The organism is Neolewinella litorea, assembly GCF_004803465.1.
Taxonomy (GTDB): Bacteria; Bacteroidota; Bacteroidia; order Chitinophagales; family Saprospiraceae; genus Neolewinella; species Neolewinella litorea.
Genome location: NZ_SRSF01000005.1, coordinates 1 through 21611, shown reverse-complemented (window position 1 = coordinate 21611; position 21611 = coordinate 1). Strand labels below are relative to the sequence as shown.

15 protein-coding genes are annotated in these 21611 nt (G+C 58.2%); 5 read left to right on the top strand and 10 right to left on the bottom strand.

Translation table 11 applies throughout. The features are described 5' to 3' along the window. Positions 1-42: 42 nt before the first annotated feature. The 10 genes from E4021_RS12365 to E4021_RS12320 form a co-directional block, all read right to left on the bottom strand. Positions 43-1680 carry a S41 family peptidase gene (locus E4021_RS12365; protein WP_246050289.1) on the bottom strand — a complete coding sequence of 546 codons (1638 nt, stop codon included), beginning with the start codon at positions 1678-1680 and terminating at the stop codon, positions 43-45. A gap of 1408 nt (positions 1681-3088) precedes the next feature. Next, positions 3089-3610 carry a hypothetical protein gene (locus E4021_RS12360; RefSeq protein ID WP_136459675.1) on the bottom strand — a complete coding sequence of 174 codons (522 nt, stop codon included), beginning with the start codon at positions 3608-3610 and terminating at the stop codon, positions 3089-3091. Beyond that, entirely contained in the window at positions 3607-4227 is a 621-nt protein-coding gene (locus E4021_RS12355) for a flavin reductase family protein (protein WP_136459674.1), read from the bottom strand. The genes E4021_RS12360 and E4021_RS12355 overlap by 4 nt, the downstream gene beginning before the upstream one ends. A 98-nt stretch (positions 4228-4325) precedes the next feature. Further along, complete coding sequence (locus E4021_RS12350) at positions 4326-5162, bottom strand: SDR family oxidoreductase (RefSeq protein WP_136459673.1); 837 nt, start codon at positions 5160-5162, stop codon at positions 4326-4328. A 106-nt stretch (positions 5163-5268) separates the two neighbouring features. Continuing rightward, complete coding sequence (locus E4021_RS12345; RefSeq protein ID WP_136459672.1) at positions 5269-6654, bottom strand: DUF819 family protein; 1386 nt, start codon at positions 6652-6654, stop codon at positions 5269-5271. 127 nt (positions 6655-6781) lie between these two features. Further along, positions 6782-8422, bottom strand: a complete 1641-nt coding sequence (locus E4021_RS12340) for an NAD+ synthase (protein WP_136459671.1) — start codon at positions 8420-8422, stop codon at positions 6782-6784. 240 nt (positions 8423-8662) lie between these two features. After that, positions 8663-10261, bottom strand: coding sequence for an ester cyclase (locus E4021_RS12335; RefSeq protein ID WP_168797589.1), 1599 nt, complete (start codon positions 10259-10261; stop codon positions 8663-8665). 159 nt (positions 10262-10420) lie between these two features. After that, positions 10421-13138 (bottom strand): ATP-binding protein, encoded by a 2718-nt coding sequence (locus E4021_RS12330; protein WP_168797588.1) that lies wholly within the window; start codon positions 13136-13138, stop codon positions 10421-10423. Between the two features lie 1361 nt (positions 13139-14499). Further along, positions 14500-15366, bottom strand: a complete 867-nt coding sequence (locus E4021_RS12325; protein ID WP_136459668.1) for a DUF58 domain-containing protein — start codon at positions 15364-15366, stop codon at positions 14500-14502. Between the two features lie 527 nt (positions 15367-15893). Then, the gene (locus tag E4021_RS12320; protein WP_136459667.1) at positions 15894-17474 is read right to left on the bottom strand and encodes a calcineurin-like phosphoesterase C-terminal domain-containing protein; all 1581 of its coding nucleotides are present in this window, start codon (positions 17472-17474) and stop codon (positions 15894-15896) included. Between the two features lie 373 nt (positions 17475-17847). Here E4021_RS12320 and E4021_RS12315 point away from each other — a divergent pair, with 373 nt between their 5' ends. The 5 genes from E4021_RS12315 to E4021_RS12295 form a co-directional block, all read left to right on the top strand. Then, positions 17848-18978 (top strand): hypothetical protein, encoded by a 1131-nt coding sequence (locus E4021_RS12315; protein WP_136459666.1) that lies wholly within the window; start codon positions 17848-17850, stop codon positions 18976-18978. Between the two features lie 363 nt (positions 18979-19341). After that, positions 19342-20217, top strand: coding sequence for an S-4TM family putative pore-forming effector (locus E4021_RS12310; RefSeq protein WP_136459665.1), 876 nt, complete (start codon positions 19342-19344; stop codon positions 20215-20217). Positions 20218-20221: 4 nt separating this feature from the next. Continuing rightward, on the top strand, positions 20222-20998 hold the full coding sequence (locus E4021_RS12305; protein ID WP_136459664.1) for an SMODS domain-containing nucleotidyltransferase: 777 nt from the start codon (positions 20222-20224) through the stop codon (positions 20996-20998). A 208-nt stretch (positions 20999-21206) separates the two neighbouring features. Then, the gene (locus E4021_RS18415; protein ID WP_246050288.1) at positions 21207-21329 is read left to right on the top strand and encodes a transposase; all 123 of its coding nucleotides are present in this window, start codon (positions 21207-21209) and stop codon (positions 21327-21329) included. 43 nt (positions 21330-21372) lie between these two features. Further along, the coding region (locus E4021_RS12295; RefSeq protein ID WP_136459663.1) for a transposase at positions 21373-21611 on the top strand (239 nt) is incomplete at its 3' end.

Genomic DNA, 21611 nt, shown 5'->3' with positions numbered 1-21611 from the left:
TCGCGCTCGGCGCGGCTGGGGTGTTGTGTTTCAGCGCAATAGTTACTTGCTCAGCAGGTCATCGTAACGTTGCCGGTCGTTCAGCACCGCGATGGCCTCCTGCACTTCCGTATCGTTACGCAGGCCCATCTGGACCTGTCCGCGCTGGTAGTAGTACCGTCCGGCAATCTCCTTTTCGATGATGTCGATGATCTCCTCCTTCAGTCCGGCAATGGCGGCCGCCTGCTCGCGGTCTACCCGCTCCTGGATGGCGGCCAGGTCGGCGGTGATGTCGTAGCCCTCCTCAGCGGCCCGTTCGGCGGCTTCCTCCAGCAGCTGCTCGGCTTTGGAGGTGAAGCTGAAGTCGGCCCGGTTCAGGAAGGTCTCAAAGCGGTCCCAGTCCTGAAAGTGAAAGTCTGCCACCGAGTCAATCGTCGGGTGATCGCGCACCCATTCGTTGACGAAGTCGAAAATGATGTACTCTTCCAGCAGTCCCTGGGCCACGTTGTTCTTGCCGAGCACGTCGACCTCAATGTCAGGGGCCACGCCGCCACTGCCGAGTACCGTGCGACCGGCGCGGGTCTTGAACTCGGGCCGCTGGGCGTCGGGAATGTCGTAGGGCTTTCCGTTGCGGTATTCAATGGCCTGAATGCAGCGCTGGCTGGGGATGTAGTACTTCGCCGTTGTGATCTTCACCCGGCTGCCGTAGCCGGTTTCCATGATGTTCTGTACCAGTCCCTTGCCGTAGCTGCGCTGGCCTATTAGTACGCCCCGGTCGAGGTCCTGCAGGGCACCGGATACGATCTCCGAAGCCGAGGCCGACCGGCCATTGATGAGTACGGCCACGGGCAGCTCGGTATCGAGGGGATTTCCCTTGGTGGAGTAGCTGCGGTTCCAGTCGCGCACCTTTCCCTTGGTGGTCACGATCAGTTCGTCCTTCGGCACGAAGATGTTGACGATGTCCACCGCTTCGTTCAGCAGTCCCCCGCCGTTGTTGCGCAGGTCCAGCACCACGCCCGCGAGGTCGGGGTTCTCGGCGCGGAGTTTGGCCACGGCGTCGCGCACGTTCTGGGCGGCGTTCTGGGTGAAGGTGGTCAGAGCCACGTATCCGACGCCGTTCTCGAGCATGCCGGCGTAGGGTACGTTCGGGATGTCCACGTCGCCCCGGGTCAGTTGCAGTTTCTTGAGGCCTTCGCCGGGTCGGTCCACGGTCAGGTCCATCACGGTACCGGGGAAGCCGCGCATGATCTCCTCGAGTTGCTCGCGGTTGTAGCCTACGGTCTCGCGGCCGTCGATCTCCAGGAGGCGGTCACCGGTCTTCAGGCCCGCATCGTCGGCGGGCTGGTCGCGGTACAGCGTCAGGATGGTGGGCAGTCCGTCGATGTACTCGATCTCGGCGCCGATGCCCTGGTACTGTCCGCTCTGGCGCAGGCGGGCGGTCTCCACGTCGGTTTCGCTGATGTAGTTGGTGTAGGGGTCCAGGGAGCCCACCATGGCCTCGATGCCGGTGCGCATCAGTTTGTTGGGTTCGATCTCGTCGACGTAGTAGGTATTCACTTCCTTGTACACGTTGGTATACACCTCGATGGCCTTCATGATCTCGAAGAACTTGTCGTTCACGGGGCTTACGGTAGCGGCCGTCAGGCTCAGAAAGGCCACCGCGCCGAGGGCGGTGTACAAAGCGGATTTGCGTAAAGACATGGCGGTGTTGTTTGGGACTCAGGAAGATAACGCGGTGGGGGGTGGATAGATTGATTCGCCGGTTCTGATTCGGAATTTGGCTGCCGCGCGGCATTTGTCCTTTCCCGACATGGGCGGCGGGGCGCTGGTGCGGTCAAGGTCGGATGGCTGGGGTTGGTGGGGTGCGGCTGGCGTTTGATGGTTGGGTTGTAGAGCGCTGGGGTTTTTTGGTGTGGGTTTGGTGTTGGTACGTTGGCATTCTACGCTCGGGCTGGAGGCCACTCGACCGCTGGACGCTCGGGCTGGAGGTCATTCGACCGTTTCGCTCGGGCCGGAGGCTGATTACCGTTTTTTGGTGTGGGTTTGGTATTGGTGCGTTGGCATTCTACGCTCGGGCCAGAGGCCACTCGACCGTTTTGCTCGGGCCGGAGGCTGCTGACCGTTTTTTGGTGTGGGATTGGTATAGTACGTTGGCATTCTACGCTCGGGCCATAGGCCACTCGACCGTATCGCTCGGGACTGATGCTGCTGACCGTTTTTTGGTGTGGGTTTGGTATTGGTGCGTTGGCATTCCACGCTCGGGCCGGAGGCCACTCGACCGTATCGCTCGGGCCTGATGCTGCTGACCGTTTTTTGGTGTGGGTTTGGTATTGGTGCGTTGGCATTCCACGCTCGGGCCGGAGGCCACTCGACCGTATCGCTCGGGCCTGATGCTGCTGACCGTTTTTTGGTGTGGGTTTGGCATTGGTGCGTTGGCATTCTACGCTCGGGCTGGAGRTCATTCGACCGTTTCGCTCGGGCCTGATGCTGCTGACCGTTTTTTGGTGTGGGTTTGGCATTGGTGCGTTGGCATTCTACGCTCGGGCCAGAGGCCACTCGACCGTTTTGCTCGGGGCGGGGGCTGATTACCGTTTTTTGGCGTGGGTTTGGTATTGGTACGTTGGCATTCTACGCTCGGGCCAGAGGCCACTCGACCGTATCGCTCGGGCCTGATGCTGCTGACCGTTTTTTGGTGTGGGTTTGGCATTGGTGCGTTGGCATTCTACGCTCGGGCCAGAGGCCACTTGACCGTTTTGCTCGGAGCGTAGGGTGCCCGACCTTTTTCGGTGTAGGTTTGGTATTGGTACGTTGGCATTCAAGGCTCGGGCCAGAGGCCACTCGACCGTATCGCTCGGGCCTGATGCTGTTGACCGTTATTTGGTGTGGGTTTGGTGTCGGTACGTTGGCATTCTACGCTCGGGCCGGAGGCTGATTACCGTTTTTTGGTGTGGGTTTGGTATTGGTGCGTTGGCATTCTACGCTCGGGCCCGGAGGCCACTCGACCGTATCGCTCGGGCCTGATGCTGTTGACCGTTTTTTGGTGTGGGTTTGGTGTCGGTACGTTGGCATTCTACGCTCGGGCCGGAGGCCACTCGACCGTTTGGGGCCATTAGCAGCCTTGCTCGCCCACTACCCGCACCCGCAGGCTGGCGCCCGACTCGCGGTCGCGGATGGTCACCGTGCCGGATACTTCCCAGAGTTCCGAATCGACCTGGCGCTCCTGGGTCACGGTGGTGGTAACCTCGTAGGCATCGTTGGCGTGGACGAACGTGATGGGCCCGCCCCCATCGGCATTCCCCTCCTCTTCGCTCACGGTTTCCAGGGTCTGGAAGCTGCCCCCGAACAGGCCTTCACCGGGGCCCTCGCCGTAATTGAAGCCGTAGAGGTACAGCCCCTCCTCCGCGTCCTCGGGCCGTAGCAGGAAAGTACACCCCTTTACGTCGCGGAGGTCGTCGAGAACCATGAGTTGGTAGCGGATGCCTCCGCTGACCACCGGCTGGGGACGGGTACCGGGCGCCGGCTGGCTGGTCTGGTCTGGATCGCCTTCCTGGGTAGCATCCGAAGCCTCCGAAGCGCAGGAAGTCAATAACAGAAACGGGAGAAGCAGCAGGGTGAATTTCATGGGTTTCATGATTTTGGTTTGGCCCGGGCGTAGTCTTTTCGGATGGGGTCAGTGGCCCGATAATAGGTGTCAAGCCCGCCTACGGTCAGGGTTTCCAGGGCCAGGTGATCTACGTGGCCGGTTTCGGCAACGACCCGGTCGGGCACGATAATCTCTTGCACGCGCCCGATGATGAAGAGCGTGCCATTTGCCCTGACGGGATACTCTTCCTCAAAAGTAAGGCCGATCCGGACGGCACTTTCTTCTACGTAGGGGGCCTTGCAGCGGTCGGAGTACGTCGGCGTCAGGCCGGTAGCGGCAAACTCCGACTCCCCAATCGGGTAATTGGCGCTGGTCTGGTGGGCCGGATCCAGGATATGGGGGTGCAGGGTATTGAGCGTGAACCAACCGGTAGCCTTCAGGTGATGGTAAGTATGCCGCGGCACGGTAAGGGGCCGCAGGATGAAACCGAGGAGCGGCGGACTGGCCCCCACGTGCACCACCGAACTGAAGACGGCCAGGTTCTCGGTGCCCCGGTGGCCACGGGTGCCAATGAGGTGTACGCCGCGCGGTCCGGGCAGGGTATTCATCAGGTCGCGGCGGAAGGCGGCGGGGCGCGCCATGAGGTCGTCGAGGGAGAGGTGCATGGGGGCAGGGTTGCAAGAGGGTAAGCGCGAATGGGGGTTACGGTTCACCCACACCGTAGCTAGACTTTACACATTCTTGCCGCCATGGGCCGTCGGGCTCAGTAGCGGCGGTTGTGGGCCAGTCGCTTGTTGAAGAACTTATCTTGAAAGCGCTTGGGCGTAAGGCGCAGCAGTTTGGCCATCCATCGCTTGTTCATCACCAGCACGCCGGGCTCCGGCGTTTCGTCGGTGAGGGCGCGATAGATGGCTTCGGCCACCACTTCCGGCTCCACGCCGCTGGCTTCGGCGGCTTCGGTGTACGGACCCAGCTTCGGGAGGATATGGCTGTAGCGGTTGTCCTCGAAGGCGTCGGTCTGTTCCCTGCCCTTCGACCAGATGGGCGTCTTCACGGGGCCCGGGGCCACGCTGATAACATCGATGCCCGAGTCGAGCAACTCGCGGCGGAGCCCGTCGGTCAGGGCCTCCACCGCAAACTTGGAAGCCGAGTAAAAAGTCGTAAAGGGGGAGGTGAGGTAGCCGCTTACGCTGCTGATATTCACGATGCGTGGCCGGAATCCGCCCTCCCGCGACGCGTGCAGCAGGGGCAGGGTCTCCTGGATGACGGCCACGAGTCCGAATACATTCACCTCGAACTGCCGCCGGTACTCGGCTTCGCGGACGGTCTCTACCGGACCGGAGACCGCGATCCCCGCATTGTTGACAACGCCGACCAGCCGGGCCCCATCGTCGAGTATCCGCTGTACCCCGGCGCGGATGGCGTCGCGGTCGGTAACGTCAAAATTAAGTGCCGTGAACGCCGGCTCCCGGGTGAGTTCCTCGGGACCCGCGCCCCGCCGCACGGAACCGTAAACCTGGAAGCCGCGATCCAGCAGATAGCGGGCGGTGGTGAGGCCAATACCGGAAGAAACGCCGGTGACGAGAATGCTGTCTTTCATGGGTAGTTTTTGACCGTCCAACCGCTTAACCCGTTGGACGGGGGGTACACCGTCCAACGGGTTAAGCGCGGACGGTGTACCCCCCGTCCAACGGCTATCCGGGTCACTAGTTAACGGAGATCTCCATTAAATAACTGCAAACCAGCGCCCCGTAGGTGCCGAGCGCGTAGCCGATAACCGCCATGATGGCCCCCACCGGAGCGAGCACCGGATTGAAGGCACTGGCCACTACCGGCGCGCTGGCCGCACCGCCCACGTTGGCCTGACTGCCCACCGCCACGAAGAAGAAGGGTGCCTTGATCAGGTAAGCGGTGACTAGGAGCACCGTGATGTGCACGAGCATCCAGATCAGGCCGATGGCGAAGAGCCCGAGGTTGTCCAGCACGTCGCCTATGTTCATCTGCATGCCGATGGTGGCCACCAGGATGTAGATGAAGATGCCACCCCACTTGCTGGCCCCTACCCCCTCCAGTTTCCTCGCCCGGGTGAAGCTAAACAGGAATCCGAAAGTAGTAGCGAGCACCACCATCCAGAAGAAGCCGCTGGTGAGGGTATTCAGCCGCAGGGCCCCCAGGGTGGCTTCGAAGCGGCCGAAGAAGGGCGCCAGCAAATCTGCCCCCAAATGGGCCAAAGCCACACCGCCGAAGGCTACGCCGAGCAACTGGTAAAGGTCGATGCTGGTGGGGATGCGCCGGACCTGGTCGGCGTAATCCTCCATCTTGCGCACGAGGTCGTCGATGGCGCGGTTGTCGGCCCCGATGAAGCGGTCGATGCGCTTGGCGCGCCCGGCCCCAAACAGGAGGAAGGCGAGCCAGATGTTGGCCACGAGCACGTCGACCACGATCATCTGTCCGAAGATGCCCGGCGGCACCTCATTGATGATCTGCATGGCCGCCTGATTGGCCCCACCGCCGATCCACGATCCGGCGATCGTGCTCAGTCCGCGCCACAGCAGATCGGGATCCAGGTTGATCAGTCCGGGAAAGAAGTAAGTCACGATCAGCAGCGCCGCCGGCCCCCCCAGGATGATGCCCACGGTCGCCGCCAGGAACATGACGATGGCCCGGTACCCCAGGTTGATGATTCCCGGGATGTCGATGTTAAGGCAGAGCAGGATGAGGCTCGCCGGCAACAAGTACCGACTGGCCACGAAGTACAGTTGGCTGTGGCCCGTGTAAGCACTGAAGTCGGCCGGATCCAGTCCCTGCGCCTCAATGTAGCGGTTGATCTCTCCGAACGACAACCCCTCTGGTAGGCTCACCCCTTGCTGGGCCAGCGCGTCGATTACCCCGTATTCGTACCAGTCGTAAGCGATGATGCCCAGCGGCCAGTTCAGCAGGGCCGGCAGGAAGTAGCACAGCAGCAGGGCCGGCACGTAGGTGTAAAAAGTCTTCCAGAAAGGTCGCTCGCTATTCGCCGTGGTAAATACCAGCGCGAGGATGACGAGCAGGAGGCCGAATACTACGGCGTCGTTGGTGATTAGGGGTTCCAATTAGTGAATTGGTGAAGGAGTGAATGAGTGAATTCCCGAAAAACAGAATGGGTGAATATCCGGCAATTCCGTGACATGGCCCATTCACTAATTCAATCATTCACTAATTCAAGCATTCACTAATTTCCTAACTAAGGTACTTAGCCACAATAGGAAACCGCCGACCCATCCCGAAGGCCTTCTTGCTCACGCGCAGCACCGGAGCGGTCTGGTGGCGTTTGAATTCGTTGATGTTGACGAGGCGGAGGGCCTTTTGTACCAGCAGCGGGTCGGCGCCCTGCTCAATGATGTCCTGGGGGCTTTTGTGCAGCTCAATGTACTGGTAGAGTACGGCGTCTAGTTCCGGGTAGGGGGGCAGACTGTCGCTGTCGAGCTGGTCGGGGCGCAGTTCGGCGCTGGGGGGTTTGGTTATGATGTTTTCGGGGATCACCTCACCATCCTTATTGATGAAGCGGGCCAGTTCGAAGCACTCGGTCTTGTACACGTCGCCGATCACGCTGAGTCCGCCGCACATATCGCCGTAGAGGGTGCCGTAGCCTACGGCCATCTCGCTCTTGTTGCTGGTGTTGAGCAGGATGCTGCCGAACTTGTTGCTGAAGGCCATCAGGATCATGCCGCGAATGCGGGCCTGCAGGTTCTCCTCGGCCAGCCCTTCGCCGTAGCCGAAGAAGTGGGGCTTGAGGAGGTCCATATAGCTGTGGTAGACGCTCTCGATGGGCACGATATCGTACTGGCACCCGAGGTTCTGGGCCAATTGGCGGGCGTCGTTTACGCTGTGGTCGCTGCTGTGTTGACTGGGCATGAGCACGCAGCGCACGTTGTCGGGGCCCAGGGCGCGGGCGGCGAGCACGGCCACCAGGGCCGAGTCGATGCCGCCGCTCAGTCCGAGCAGGGCTCGTTTAAAGCCTAGTTTGTTGAAGTACTGCCGGATGCCCATCACCAGGGCGTCGTGGATCAGGGTCATCTTGTCGCGCTCGCGCTCGCCGGTCATTTCCGCCCCGTCTTCCACCTCGTCGGTGTTGTACACCCGCAGGCACTCCTCGAAGTAAGGCATCTCGTCCACCACTTCCCCCTGGCGGTTGATGACCATGGAGCCGCCGTCGAAGAGCAGCTCCGTTTGGGCGCCAACGTGGTTGACGTAGTACATCGGCAGGTTGTACAGTTCCACGTTGGCCTGCAGCACCATTACGCGCTCGGGGGCGTGGTCGTAGGAGAAGGGGGAGGCGGAGATGTTCAGGATGAAGTCCGGCTGGTGCTCCATCAGCAGGTCCATCGGATTGATCTTGTAGAGCGGGTTTTCGTTCCCTACGTTCCAGCTGTCCTCGCAGACGATCATGGCGATGGTCTTGTCCTGATAGCGCACCACGTTCCACTCGGCGGCGGGCTCGAAGTAGCGGTATTCGTCGAAGACGTCGTAGGTCGGCAGAAGTGTCTTGTGCTGCACCTGCTGGATGCGGCCGTTGGCAAGGAAGTAGGCGCTGTTGTACAGGTCCTTGCCTTCCACCACGGTATTTTTGGTGGGCGAGCCGACCACGATGGCGATACCGTCGGCGGCCTTGGCCAATTGTTCCACCACCAGGTTCGCCTGGTCGATGAAGTCGTCAAATTCCAGAAAGTCGCGCGGTGGATAGCCCACGGTAGCGAGCTCCGGAAATACCACGATGTCCGCCCCCTGCCGCTTGGCACGCTCGGTATAGTCGAGCATCTTTTTCAGGTTGGCGTCGAAGTTGCCGACGTGTACGTTGATCTGGGCAAGGGCGATGTTCATGGCGCGAAAGTTAGCACATCGTGAAGATATACCGGCTTAGTTTAGAACCAAAGCAAAGGCACGTTCCCGCGGGCGGCGGCGCGCGGGTGCCGGGCCGGGGCCGAGGGGCGGTATGCGTAGGTTGCCGGATTTATTCCCGCCGGCTCCGTTCGGGCGGTAGCTGAAACAAAAAAGCCCCGCCTTGCGACGGGACTTCCTCTCTAATCCAAAATAACCATTAAATCCTGGTGGGTAGGTACCCTATTTCTTCGCCGCTTTCTCGGCCAGTTGTCGGGTGTCCACGTATTGTTGGAAGGCGATGACCTTCCCGTTCTTGATGGTCCAGAGGTGGGCGGCCTGCGCGTCGATCTCCATCCCGTTCTCCTTCAGTTTGGCGTCGTAGCGAAGGGTGGCGAGCACCTGGTTGTCGACCATGGGACGCACCTTGATGTCCTTTAATTTGAAGTACTCATGCTGGGCGCCGAGGCGGGCGAATACCCCCTGGAGTACGGCGTCGGGACCTATGTAGGGATTGCCGTCGGCCAGCTCGTTGCCTTCCGCTTCTTTCCAGACAACCTTATCATCCAGCGCCGCGAGGACGGTGGGAATATCCCCGTCCGAGAAAGCGTCGTAGATCCGCTGCACCAGGGTGGCGTTGTTGGGATTGGACAGCAGCCCCAGCTGCTGCGAGAAGAGCATATTGTCCATGAAATCCTGCTCCCGGGCGATCTTGCCGTCGCGCATCTGCATGAGCGTCACGCCTTCCAGGTCGACCTCGTTACCGGTGGCGGGTACGCCGAAGAAATCGCCGGTGTGGGTGCCCCTGAACCGCCAGTGTTTGACGAGCTTGTCGCCCTGCCCGAAGATATCCTCCACGGTGAAGGTGACGGCGGAGAAGCCCGTCACGAAGTTTTGGTAGTAGTCGCGGAAGTTGTCGATCCCCCGGACATCTTCCGTAGCGCCCACCATCACAATGTCGCTGGCGAAGTTGCCGGAGTTGATCTCGGCGATCTTGCCTTCATTGATGATTTTGTCCCATACGGTCCGTACGTGCTGGATGTTGCGCTCGAGTGAGGCGTCGGTCTGCCCGCCGGAGGTGCCGGTCTTTTTGGCCACCGCCTCTTGCGCTTTTTCGGCCGCGCCCGGCATCCCGCGCTCCGCCGCCATACCGTAATACTTGGCTGAGGCGTCGTAGTCGCCATTGTTCAGGTAGAACTCGCCCATACTGTCGTAGGCGTTCGCTTCATCGGGGGCCAGGGCGATATACTTTTCGAAACTGGCCTTGGCCTGGTCCATCTCCTTCCTTTGCATATGGAAGTAGCCCAGGTTGTTATGGACCGGGGCGAAGTCCGGTGCCAGGGTGGTCATCTGGCGGGCGTATTTGAAGGCGGCGTCCAGGTCCTTTTCCGTGTAGGCGGCGTGGAGGTAAGCCCATTCGTAGGCCTCCGGGGTATCGGGGTAGGCTTTGATGAGGGCCTCTGTCATCTCGGTGGGCATAGCCTCGGGGTCTTTTTTCAGGTCCATCAGGTAGCGGCGCATGATCTTTTCCGCCTTCGTGAATCCTTTGGGGTCGATGGCCAGGGCCTTATCGATCATACCCGGTTTCTCCTCGTCGGAGGCCAGCACTTGGATGGCGTAGGCGTAGCCCATGAAGAAATCGGGGTCGGCAGCCAGGGCCTTGTCGATCTCTTGGCGGGCAGGACCCATACGGACGTTGGAGCTCAGATGGCTTGCCTTCTGATAAGACTCCAGCGCCGATGGGGAAGAAGTGGAAAGCGGCAAAAAGAAATCCTGGGCCGTAAGCAGCCCCGCCGTTCCGAAAACAAAAACGAATAGTAAGGAGAGTGTTGTGTTGTTCATCAGTGTATGCGGTTGGTAGCCGATTACAAAAGTCGGCGAACAGGGCCCCCATCCCATTTACCCATCCTACAAAGGGTAGCAGCTATACGACGTTACAACACTAAATTCCGGTACTTATCTTGCAAACGCACGGTATGATAAGTGCTAAATTGCTATTTATCAGACATTTATAAAGTGGCTGGGATTATTATGGAATTCCTCCTGAAAAGTGCGGCTGAAGTAGCTCGGGTCGGAGAAACCGACAGCGTAGGCGACCTCCGAAACGGTGTAATGCCCCTCCCGCAGGAGTCTCATGCCCTCCCTTAGCCGGTAGCTCCGCACGAAGCGGGAGGGTGTCTTGCCGGTGATCGCTTTGATCTTGCGGTACAGCTGCATGGAGCTCAGTCCGGCGGCGGCGGCCAATTCGGCTACGCCGAAGGTGGTATCGTCCAGGTGGTCGTGGATCAGCCCGTGCAGTTTCTGGATGAAGGTATCCTCGGCCTCGGTGCCGGCGGGGGGTGCATCCTGCTGGCCGTACCGTTGTTGGAGCTGCTGGCGTACCTCGATGAGTTTCTCCAACCGGATGATGAGCTCGTCCTTGTTGAATGGCTTGGTCAGGTAGGCGTCGGCGCCGTACTTCAGGCCTTCGATCCTGGCTTCGTGGGTGGTCTTTGCGGTCAGCAGAATGATGGGCACGTGGCTGGTCCGCTCGTCGGCCTTTAGTGTTTCGCAGACCGCGAAGCCGTCCTTTTCCGGCATCATGACATCGCTGATGATGATGTCGGGCACCAGTTCCAGCGCCTTCTCGATTCCCGAGGCGCCGTCCAGGGCCGTATGGATACTGTACCGATCGCCCAGGAGGGCCCGCAGGTAGGTGATGATGTCCGGGTTGTCTTCGATGACCAGCAGTTCGGGGCGATCTTCCGACGGGCGCCGCGGCGTCACTTCCGCCTCCGGGACGCGGTGATCCGCGCGGATGGGCAGCAGGACCTCGAAATCTGTCCCGACCCCCACTTCGCTGCTGACGGATATCGTTCCGCCCATCAGGTCGACGAGTTCCCGCGTCAGGGCCAGGCCGATGCCGGTACCCCCGGCTTCGTGGTTCTGGTCAACCTGGTAAAAGCGCTCGAACACGTGCGCGGCGTGCTCCGGACTGATCCCTACGCCGCTGTCCTTGACTACCAGGCGCAGGAAAGGCTGGCCGTCCTGGGTGATCTTGCTGGCGTGCACGATGATCTTGCCGCCGGAGGGGGTGAATCTCAGGGCGTTGGCGATCAGGTTATTGACGATCCGGAGCACCTTGCTTTCGTCGAAGTCCATCCGGATCTCCCGTTCCTCCGCGTAGAACATGAAACGGATGCGCTGTTGCTCGGCAGCGGAGTAGAACGACTCAGTGAGGTAGCGCAGGTAACCGACGATGTCGTCGTGGATCCAGGTGATGGCGATGGAGCCGGATTCCAGTTTGGAAAGGTCGAGCAACTGATTGACCAGCCCAAGGAGATTCTTACCGTTGCGCTCGATCAATTGTTTCTCTTCCGCGTGGCCCTGTATTCTTTCGCTCATGCCCATGATGACGGTGAGGGGGGTGCGGAATTCGTGGGTGATGTTGGTGTAGAACTGCGTCTTGAACTCCGTCAGTTCCTGCAGGCGATCCGCTTCCATGCGCTGTTTTTCCTGCAGCAGCCGGCTTTCCCGCAGGGCGTAATCCGCCTGCTCCCGGGCCTGGATTTGCTTCCGTTGGCGGTAGGCCAGTCCGAGGGAGAAGATCAGCACCTCCACTACCACACCAGCCTTCAGGTACACGAGGGTGAAGGGCGGGAAGGCCACCCGCGTCAGCAGGGAGAGCAGGCAGCCCAGACTGATCACGGCTACGCCCGCGAAGACGAACGCACCCTTTTTGTCGCGCGTGCGGTAGAGAGGATACAGCAGCAGGGTGCAGGAACCGACCACCAGGATGATATACGTTACCGTGGTCCAGTCTTCCACCGCATGACTGAAATTCGAGAGAATGGTGACCGCAACGAAGGCCGCCATCAGGGGGAAGCCGAGCCAGACCAGGATCTTGAAGTAGCGATCCCAGCGGGGCAGCAACTGCTTTAGGTCCGCGAAACTGCGGATGAAGGAGAGGTAGCACATCAGTCCGATGAAGATCGACAACTTGAAAAAGCTGTAGTACTCCGGCTGGCCGGGGAAGAGCCGGTCGCCGAACCAGTCGGAAAGGTCGCTGCCGGAGTAGCAGGCGTACACAATCATCATCAGCAGGTAGCCGGAGTAATAGATGAAGCTCCGCGCCCGCCCCAGGAAGTACACCATCAGGTTATAGAGGAGCATCATGCCCAAAAAGCCGATGAAGACGGCGTTGCTCACCTTGGCCTTCAGCAGTTTATTGTAGAAAACATCGGTGGTCTGCAGGTACGCGTGAAAGGAGGGCGGCAGGGATACGCGTTCGGCCATCCCCCGGAAATAGATGGTCTGCACCTCCCCCGGCGGCAGGGAGAGCTTCACGAGGTTGCCTCGGGTGGTGGGCACGAACGGCTTTTCGCCGGGGGGCAGGAAGGTGCCATTGGGCTCGGTGTGCCAGTTGCCCTGCCGGTCCCGGGTAAAAACTTCCAGCCGGGTCCAGTTGCCCGACAAGTAGAGCACCCACTCCGTACTCCGCTTGCCGTCCGGCAGGCGGTTGACTGCCCTGACCCTGCCCCAGTACCACTGGTGGGAATTCAGCGTACCCGCGTACTCGCGATAGGGTTGAAACGCCTGCTGAGTGGAAGTATCAGTGACGTCTTCGATGGATAGTCGGCCGGCCGAATCGGGCAACACCTCGATGTAGTTCACCAGTCGGTAGTTCAGCAGCGCCGAATCCAGCACGCACACTTCACCACCCGCCTCCCCCGTTGCCATCGCCTCCCCGGATTGCCGGCAGCCCAGGCATAAACATAAGAGCAACAAGGCGATGCATCGATAACTGCTAGCTCCCATAATCCCTTGAAGATAGGCAATGGGCCGCTCACCTCAACTACACCTTGTTAGGTGCGGGGAGTTGTGCTGCGGATCCGCTCACTCGCATTTAGTGTCCGCGAGCCGAGCGAGCGAAAAAATCCGCGCCCAAATCCGCGCAAGAATCTGTGGAATCTGCGGTTAAGCCGCTCCCCAAGCGCCAGAGGCGCTCAAAAATTCACCGCAGATTTCGCCGATTGGGGCGCTGATTAAGGCGCAGATTAATCTCCCATGACGTATAATGAGCGAGCAGCGCGAGCGAAAAATCCGCGCCCAAATCCGCGCATGAATCCGTGGAATCTGCGGTTCAAAAACCCCCTGTGCGCCAGAGGCGCTAAAAACTCACCGCAGATTTCACTGATTGAGGCGCAGATTAAGGCGCAGATTAATCTCCCCTGACTAAAAATGAGCAAGCAAAGCGAGCGAAAAATCTGCGCCAAAATGCGCGCATGAATCCGTGGAATCTGCGGTTCAAAAACTCCTCAACCGCTATAGGCGCTAAAAACTCACCGCAGATTTCGCCGATTGGGGCGCTGATTAAGGCGCATATTAAACTCCCCTGACTCAAAATGAGCAAGCAAAGCGAGCGAAAAAATCTGCGCCAAAATCCGCGCAAGAATCCTTGAAATCTGCGGTTAAGACAATTACTTCGTCCTTTTGTCTAGCTACAAAAGGACCAACCACGAGGCCAGAGGTGGGGGCCCCTGGGCGAAGTTGTGATCTCGCCTTAATCGGTCGTCGGAACCCAAAAGGGCGGAATGCTGCAAACTCGCCGCACGATCCATTCTCCGAAGCAAGCCGGTCGATAGCCCCCCACTTAGTTTCCAATCTCAATCTCCAGCGCGCTCAAACAGTGCAGCCTTCTCTTTCCCCTTTTGCGCCCCGCCGCCCGGGCGATCTCAAGGGCGGTACACACCACGTTTCGGTGCCTACTAGTAATTTGTATTCCTTGGTATGCGACGGAAAAAGAGTCCACTTCGCGTCTGAGCCGCCGAAGGCGGAATAATCTGCGAAATCCGCGAGCCGAGCGAGCGAAAAAATCCGCGCCCAAATCCGCGCAAGAATCCGTGGAATCCGCGGTTCAAAAACCCCTGAGCGCCAGAGGCGCTAAAAACTCACCGCAGATTTCACTGATTGAGGCGCAGATTAAGGCGCAGATTAAACTCCCCTGACTCAAAATGAGCAAGCAAAGCGAGCGAAAAAATCTGCGCCAAAATCCGCGCAAGAATCTGTGGAATCTGCGGTTCAAAAACCCCAACTAACCCCTACCCCCGCCGTTTGAAAAACCGGAGCAACTCCTTCACGTAATCTTCCGTCGTCTCCACGCTCAGCGTATCGGCGCCACTCTGCTGGAAGGCGGTCTTGAAGTAGTCCATCTGCTCCCGGTACCAGCCGGCGTAGCGGTCGCGGACGCGCTTGCTGTCGGTATCGATCCAGTGGGCTTGGCCGCTTTCGGCGTCCACGGCGCGCAGCAGGCCCACGGGCGGCAGTTCCCGTTCGCGGGGGTCGTAGAGGTGCAGTCCTACCAGGTCGTGGCGGCGGGCGGCCAGGCGCAGCGATCGCTCGTAGCCGGTGGCCAGGTAGTCGGAGACCAGGAAGCAGATGCTCCGCTTCTTTACCATGTTCGTGAAGTAGGTCAGGGCCATACCGATGTCCGTACCGCTGCCCTCCGGCCGGGTGTCGATGAGTTCGCGAATGATGCGCAGGATGTGCCCCCTGCCCTTCTTCGGTGGCAGGTACTTCTCCACCCGGTCGCTGAAGAGCAGCAGGCCCACCTTGTCGTTGTTGTTGACCGCAGAGAAGGCCAGCACCGCGCAGATCTCGGTGATGAGCTCATTCTTGGGCTGCTTCACGGTGCCGAAGAAACTTGACTTCGAGATGTCGACCAACAGCATCACGGTCAGCTCCCGCTCCTCCTCGAATACCTTCACGTAGGGTTCCCCTGAGCGGGCGGTCACGTTCCAGTCGATGTTGCGCACGTCGTCGCCGTACTGGTAGTTGCGCACCTCCGAGAACGACATGCCCCGCCCCTTGAAAGCCGAGTGGTACTCGCCGGAAAATATCTGTCGGCTCAGCCCCTTGGTCTTTATCTCGATGCGGCGGACGCGCTTCAGCAGTTCGGTAGTTTCCATGGTCGGTGGTTGCGTTCGTGGGCCGGTACGTTTCCTTCCTGCGTACCGCAGCAGCAAGGTACGGACTGGGGCGTTCGTCCGGGCGGCGGGGCGCGGGTGCCGTATTTGATTTTGGATGCGGGGTGGGTTTGGTTTCCTTCGTTGGGGTTATTCCTCGGTCAATTCCGCGGGGCCCATTCCTCGGTCAATTCCGCGGGGCCCATTCCTCGGTGCCCTCGGAATTGACCCCGCTGGGTAGGGGCCGTCCCTTCCAGGGCCGGGCGGTGCAATTTGAGCAGGTGGGTACATTTCGTGCTGGTCTGATGGGGATACGGTGGATCGCTGTCCGTGGGATACATTCCTCGGTTGTCCTCGCGGGGTCCATTGTTCGGTTCTCTTCGCGAGGCCATTCCTCGGTCAATTCCGCGGGGCCCATTCCTCGGTGCCCTCGGAATTGACCCCACTTATGTGTGGCCGTCCCTTTCAGGGCCGGGCGGGGGGTCAAGGGAGGACGGCCGGGTGCAAGGGGAATCTAATGATCAGCCTTTTCAGCGCCCTTTTGTCGGAGGGGTTTCCAGGCGATAGGTGCTGGTGCCAGTGTAGGTGCGGCCAAACTGGTCGGTAGCGCGGATTTCGATGGTGTGGGTACCGGGATCCAATCGGGTGGGTATGTTGGCGCGCCAGAGGTGGGTACTGGGGATGGCGTTCGACCCGCGTCGGCCGGGTAGCAGGGTATCGGCGGTATCCCATTCGTAGATGGAAGACTCGTAGGCGGGGTCCTGTTCCTCGACGTAGGACATGGGGTTCCATTCGCCTTCATCGACGCGGTAGAGGACCTCGTCGCCCTGGTGGCCCACGAAGAAGTTGGCGTAGATGCCCGCCCGGGTGCCTTGTCCCTGCGCCAAAACGCGGGGGTGGAAGATCTCCATCTGGTAATCGGCGGGGCGGCCGGCGGCGCGGTACTCGGTGGAGTAGCGGTTGCCGTCGAAGTGGAGGAAGGCATAGCCCTTGGGGGTGCCGTCGCGCATGGTGGAGACGGGCACGCCGTTCGCGTCGGGCTTGCCGGAGTACCAGTCGCCGGAGGTGGTGCCTACGTTGTATTCGTGGTGGGGGGTGCCCCGCTCGTTGCCCGCTTCGGGACCGAAGTAGTCCTGCCGCTGGATGTGGGTGTGGGCGGAGAGTGACAGCGTATTGGGGAAGCGCTCCAGGATGTCGAACAGCCGCTCGCGGTCGGCGTCGCGGTAGGTTTCTCCACCGCCCTCGTTCAGGGGGATGTGGAAGGCCAGTACGATCAGGTGGTCTTCGGGTACGAACTTCAGGTCGTTCTCCACGAAGTTGAGCTGGTCCTCCCGGAAGCCGCCCCAGTAGCCGCTGGAATCCCGGGGGTCGGGATAGAGGATGTCGTCCAGGACGATGAAGTGGACCTTGCCGTAGTTGAAAGCGTAGTTGGCCGGACCGAAGTGGGCCTCAAAGGTCTCGTCGGCCAGGGCGTCGGTGGGGGCATCGAAGTTCATGTCGTGGTTGCCCATCACGTTGTACCAGGGGATACCGACCTGGCGGATGGCGGCGGTGTAGGGGCGGAAGAGGTCGAGGTCGTCGCCCACCAGGTCGCCCAGGCTGAGGCCGAAGCGCACGTTCTCGATGCCCGCCACCTCGGAGACGATGCCCCGGGCGAAGTAATCCACCTCCTCCTCGGTATAGGGCTGGGGATCGCCGAAGATCAAGGCGGTGAAGCGCTCCGACTCCTCCGACGGAACCAGTGGGAAGTTGATCGCCGCGGGCAGGGCCCCGGTAGCCGCCACCCCGGGAAACTGCGTAGCGGGAGAGCCTTCGGGTTTGTGGTGGTAGTAGTAGCGGGGCAGGTTGTTCCCGTCCACGGGCACGGCGTAGCCCGCGGGCTTGATGACGGCGATGGTGTTGTTGGAGCCCACCGGCAGGCTGTAGCGCCCCGCGGCGTCGGTCTGCACTACTGCTTCGCCGTTCGTGACGCTTACGCCGGGGATGCCCGCTTCCTGGCGGTCCATTTTGCCGTTGCCGTTGGCGTCGGCGTAGATGGTGCCGCGGGCGACGGACTGTGCGGACAGGCCAGCGGCCAATACCAGAAAGAGGGAAAAAAGGAGGGTTCTCATAGTAGGTAAAATAGGTAAACCGTGAAGATTCCCGGACGTACGATGCCCGGGCAGGGACAGCAGCATTCACTCCTCGGGATCACCATCCCGGTTGATGTGCCGTCGCAAAAGAAACCGGGGTATGCAATGGCTGGGTAATGGTGGGGTTAAGGATTAGATAAGGTTAACAGGGTTAGAGGAGGTAGAGGGGTTAGACTGGCGGGCATTTTTCCCTCGCTTCGCTTGGGCCGCTTGGTTCGTGAGCTCTGCTCGCGACACGTCGGATCACCCTCTCGCGTGATTCATTGGCCCGGGCTGCGCTTCGGAACCGAATGCCCATTGACACAAACTGCCCCAGGCCCTAACTTAAAGGAGGAACCACCACCCGTCCGTCATGCGCTACCTCACCCTCCTCCTGATGCTGTCGTCGCTGCTCGCCTGTGCCGATGCCAATTCCCAGCAACCGTCTCCGCCCCCGGGCGACGCCGACGTAGAACAACTCCTGGCCGCCTCGATGCGGCAGGTAGAACCCACGAAGTACAACGAGGTCCTCGACCGGAAAAGCGGAATGGTACAGGCCCGCTTCCCCATCCCCCAAAGCTGGCGGGTGAACCACCCGGAGGCCCCCATTTTCGCCGAGGGGCCGGACGGACTCCGCATCCACCGCCAGGAAAGCCAGCAGTATGCCTGGTCGTCCGACCCGATGATGCAGCAGACCATCCGCATGCAGGGCACCTACCAATTGATGCAGCCGCAGACCCTGCAGCAGATTCTGGAGAACTACGTGCGGCCCAACGCCGCCAACCAGGGGTACAGCTTCGTCGGGGAGGCCCCGGCCCCGGAGGTCGCCGGTTTCTGGCAGCGGCTCTACAACGCCATGCCGAATACCGGATCGCGGCGGAGCGTGGACGCCCGGGTGACGGAGTGGGATACCCCCAACGGCAAGTCGCTCATCCTGCTGGTACTCACCCAGACCACCAACGGGCAACTGCTCATATGGAACCTCATGAGTACTGAAATGGAGTCCGCCGCCAACGCCTACAACCGCCACCGGAACGCCTACCTCTACTCCTACGCCAACGGACAGCTGAACCCCGCCTGGATCCGGCACATGAATGGGGAGCTCGCCAGCCAGCTGCGGGAGAATGACCGCCAGTTCGCGGAGGAATCCGCCCGCTCCGCCTCCGCCCACCGCCAGCGGATGCAGGCCATCGCTGCCCGGGGCACCGCGGCGTCCGCTGCCGGACAGACCTACAGCGACATCCTCGACATTTCCCACCAGGGCTTCCTCAGCCGCAGCAACATCAACGACGCCGGCCACGCCCGCACGATCGACGCCATCTCCGGAACCGCCCTCATCGGCAACCACGAAACCGGGGAACACTACAGCGTCCCCGCCGGCGCCAACTACTACTGGGTCTCCAGCCAGGGCACCTACTTCGGTACCGACAACGCCCTCTTCAACCCGAATACCGACCAGCGGACGAACGATACGGAGTGGACCAAGTTTGCGGTGGAACGGTAGGGCTCTAGTTTTCCGGGTAATTGCACGGGTTGTCGGGCTTGGGGCCCGGCGATGGCCGCGGCCGCGGGCTTGGGATTGGCTGAATACCTGGTTGCGGGTGAGGAAGAACCGCTTATTGGCCGTATAGAAATGGTTTGTGGTCCCCTACCCTATTTGGAGATGGTGATGTTGGTTTGGTGCACACCCGTCAACTCGGGCACACCCGTCAACTTTTACTGGCCGTGACTACGGGGAGATTATGTATTATTGGGGGGTGGGTGGCGTGCATCCTTCAATAGTTTCACCGCTATTGGGTGCGTATGTGCATTATGGGCGTGTTAATGTTCCGCGCAACCAAAATATTACCCATCAGGTTTCCACTTAATGAGTATCGCAACAAAGCAAAACGATGATTGGTCAATCAAGCTTCTAAGAGCCCAAAGGCGAAGCTACAACTTAGCCAAACGCTTTGCACTCGTAGATAAGGCCTTAATGTTTTTGTCACTGATTTCACCAGCAATAATCATTTATGCTGATCGGTTACAATCCATAAAGACAATTACTATATGGACTTTCGTTCTCATCATACTATCGATTGTTGTAAAGCGCTTTATCAAGGCGCATACCAATAATGGTGCTATTATACAGGAAATGTTTGACACGCGGTTATTTGGATTAGAATGGAATGATATCCTTATTCCAAAGCCTATACTTGATTCTGATATAGTTTCATTGTCGAAAAAACAAGACGATAAGTTCTTACTAAATTGGTATCCTGTAGAGATCGATCAAGTTCCGAATAAAGATGTGCAGATTCTATTGTGTCAAAGAAGCACAATGGCTTGGGATGCCAACATTAAAGCCAGGTTTATTTTGGTTTATATGTTGCTATTTGTATTGTATTACCTGCTGTATATAGTAATAGGCACCAAAAACGATCTCAATCTATACGAAATTATTTTGTTTGCCGCTCCATCTTTCTCCTTCATGCGAACTTCAATAACCGAAATGATAGAGATTTCAAAACAGGTGCAAAGGCAAAGAGAAGTTATCCAACGAACTAGCAATGTAATTGAAAAATACTCATTGGATCAACATGTAGAAATCAAAAATAGTACATTGAGACAAGTTCAGGATTCAATTTATCTAAATCGAGTTTCGAGAGCAAAAGTCCCTAACTGGCTTTATTGGCTTTTTAGAACTGATGATGAAAATTCAATGAAGATGACTGTTGATTCTATTGTGCACAAGAACAAATAATACGATGTCAGTACTTGCATATTTGAACACCATTGAAAGCAATGTAAAGTTAGATAAGGATACAGAAAGAGACGGTATAAATAGATCAGTTAATACACTAAAAAGCCGACTCTCCGAATATTTTGATGATGAAATTAGCTTAGTAACAGTATTCGGATCATATGATCGAGATACTCTATTATCTAGATATTACGATGCTAAGTCAGATGTAGATGTAATGGTCAGGTTCCAGAATAGTGATTACCGACCACAAACCTATTTGGACAAACTAAAGCGCTTTGCAGAACGCAAATACTTATCTTCTCAAAATGAGCAGTCGTCACCTGCAATAGTCCTTAATTTAAACCATATTCGATTTGAACTTGTGCCCTCCATATACCAGTATTATGCAGAGCGAATACCCGCACCAGCAAATAATTATCAGGACTGGATTTCGACTGACCCAAGCAAAATAAAGAATGACCTAGATAGCCATAATAGGTCGCATAAGTACATTACTAAAAGATTAGTTAGATTATTAAAGTATTGGAATATTAAGCAAGGAAGAATATATTCATCTTTTGAGTTGGAGACTCATATTGTTTCACATTATTATTTTCCTGACAATAACTTAAAGGAGCTTTTCTACAGAGCAATTGACTATCTTCCTTTGTATAATCTCCCTACCTATAAACAGCAAAGAGTTAAATCAACTAAAAGAATAGTTAAAGAAGCAAAGGAATATGAAGATCAAAACTTCCCCTATTTAGCAGAGAGTAAAATAGCAACATTATTTTTATAAAAATGCGCGGAACATTGCGCCAACTCCATTAAGCTAAGCAATTAAGCACCATACCGGAGCCTCCATCAGGGCTACTCTTCGGCCGCTATTGCGGTGAGCCAGGTTGGAAAGTAACTTTAGGGTATAGTGTCCCCGTCCGGCCGTGAGGCTGTATTGCCCCCCTAATTGATCGGAACGGATTACAGTTCAAAAACTGTAATTTTTCACCATGTCAAAGCGCAAATTCACTACCGAAGACAAGCTGCAGATCATCAAAGAGGCTTCCGAAAAAGGCGTCAAGGTTACGCTGGAGAAGTACGACGTCTACCCGGCCACTGTATTGCCCCCCTAATTGATCGGAACGGATTACAGTTCAAAAACTGTAATTTTTCACCATGTCAAAGCGCAAATTCACTACCGAAGACAAGCTGCAGATCATCAAAGAGGCTTCCGAAAAAGGCGTCAAGGTTACGCTGGAGAAGTACGACGTCTACCCGGCCACCTACTACGCTTGGCGCAAGAAGTTCTCCGAGATGGGTGAGGACGGCTTCCGCCACGGCGTCACCGTCAAGCGGCTGCGAGAGATCAAGTCCCTGGAGAAGGAGAATCGAAGTTTGAAGGAACTGGTCGCCGA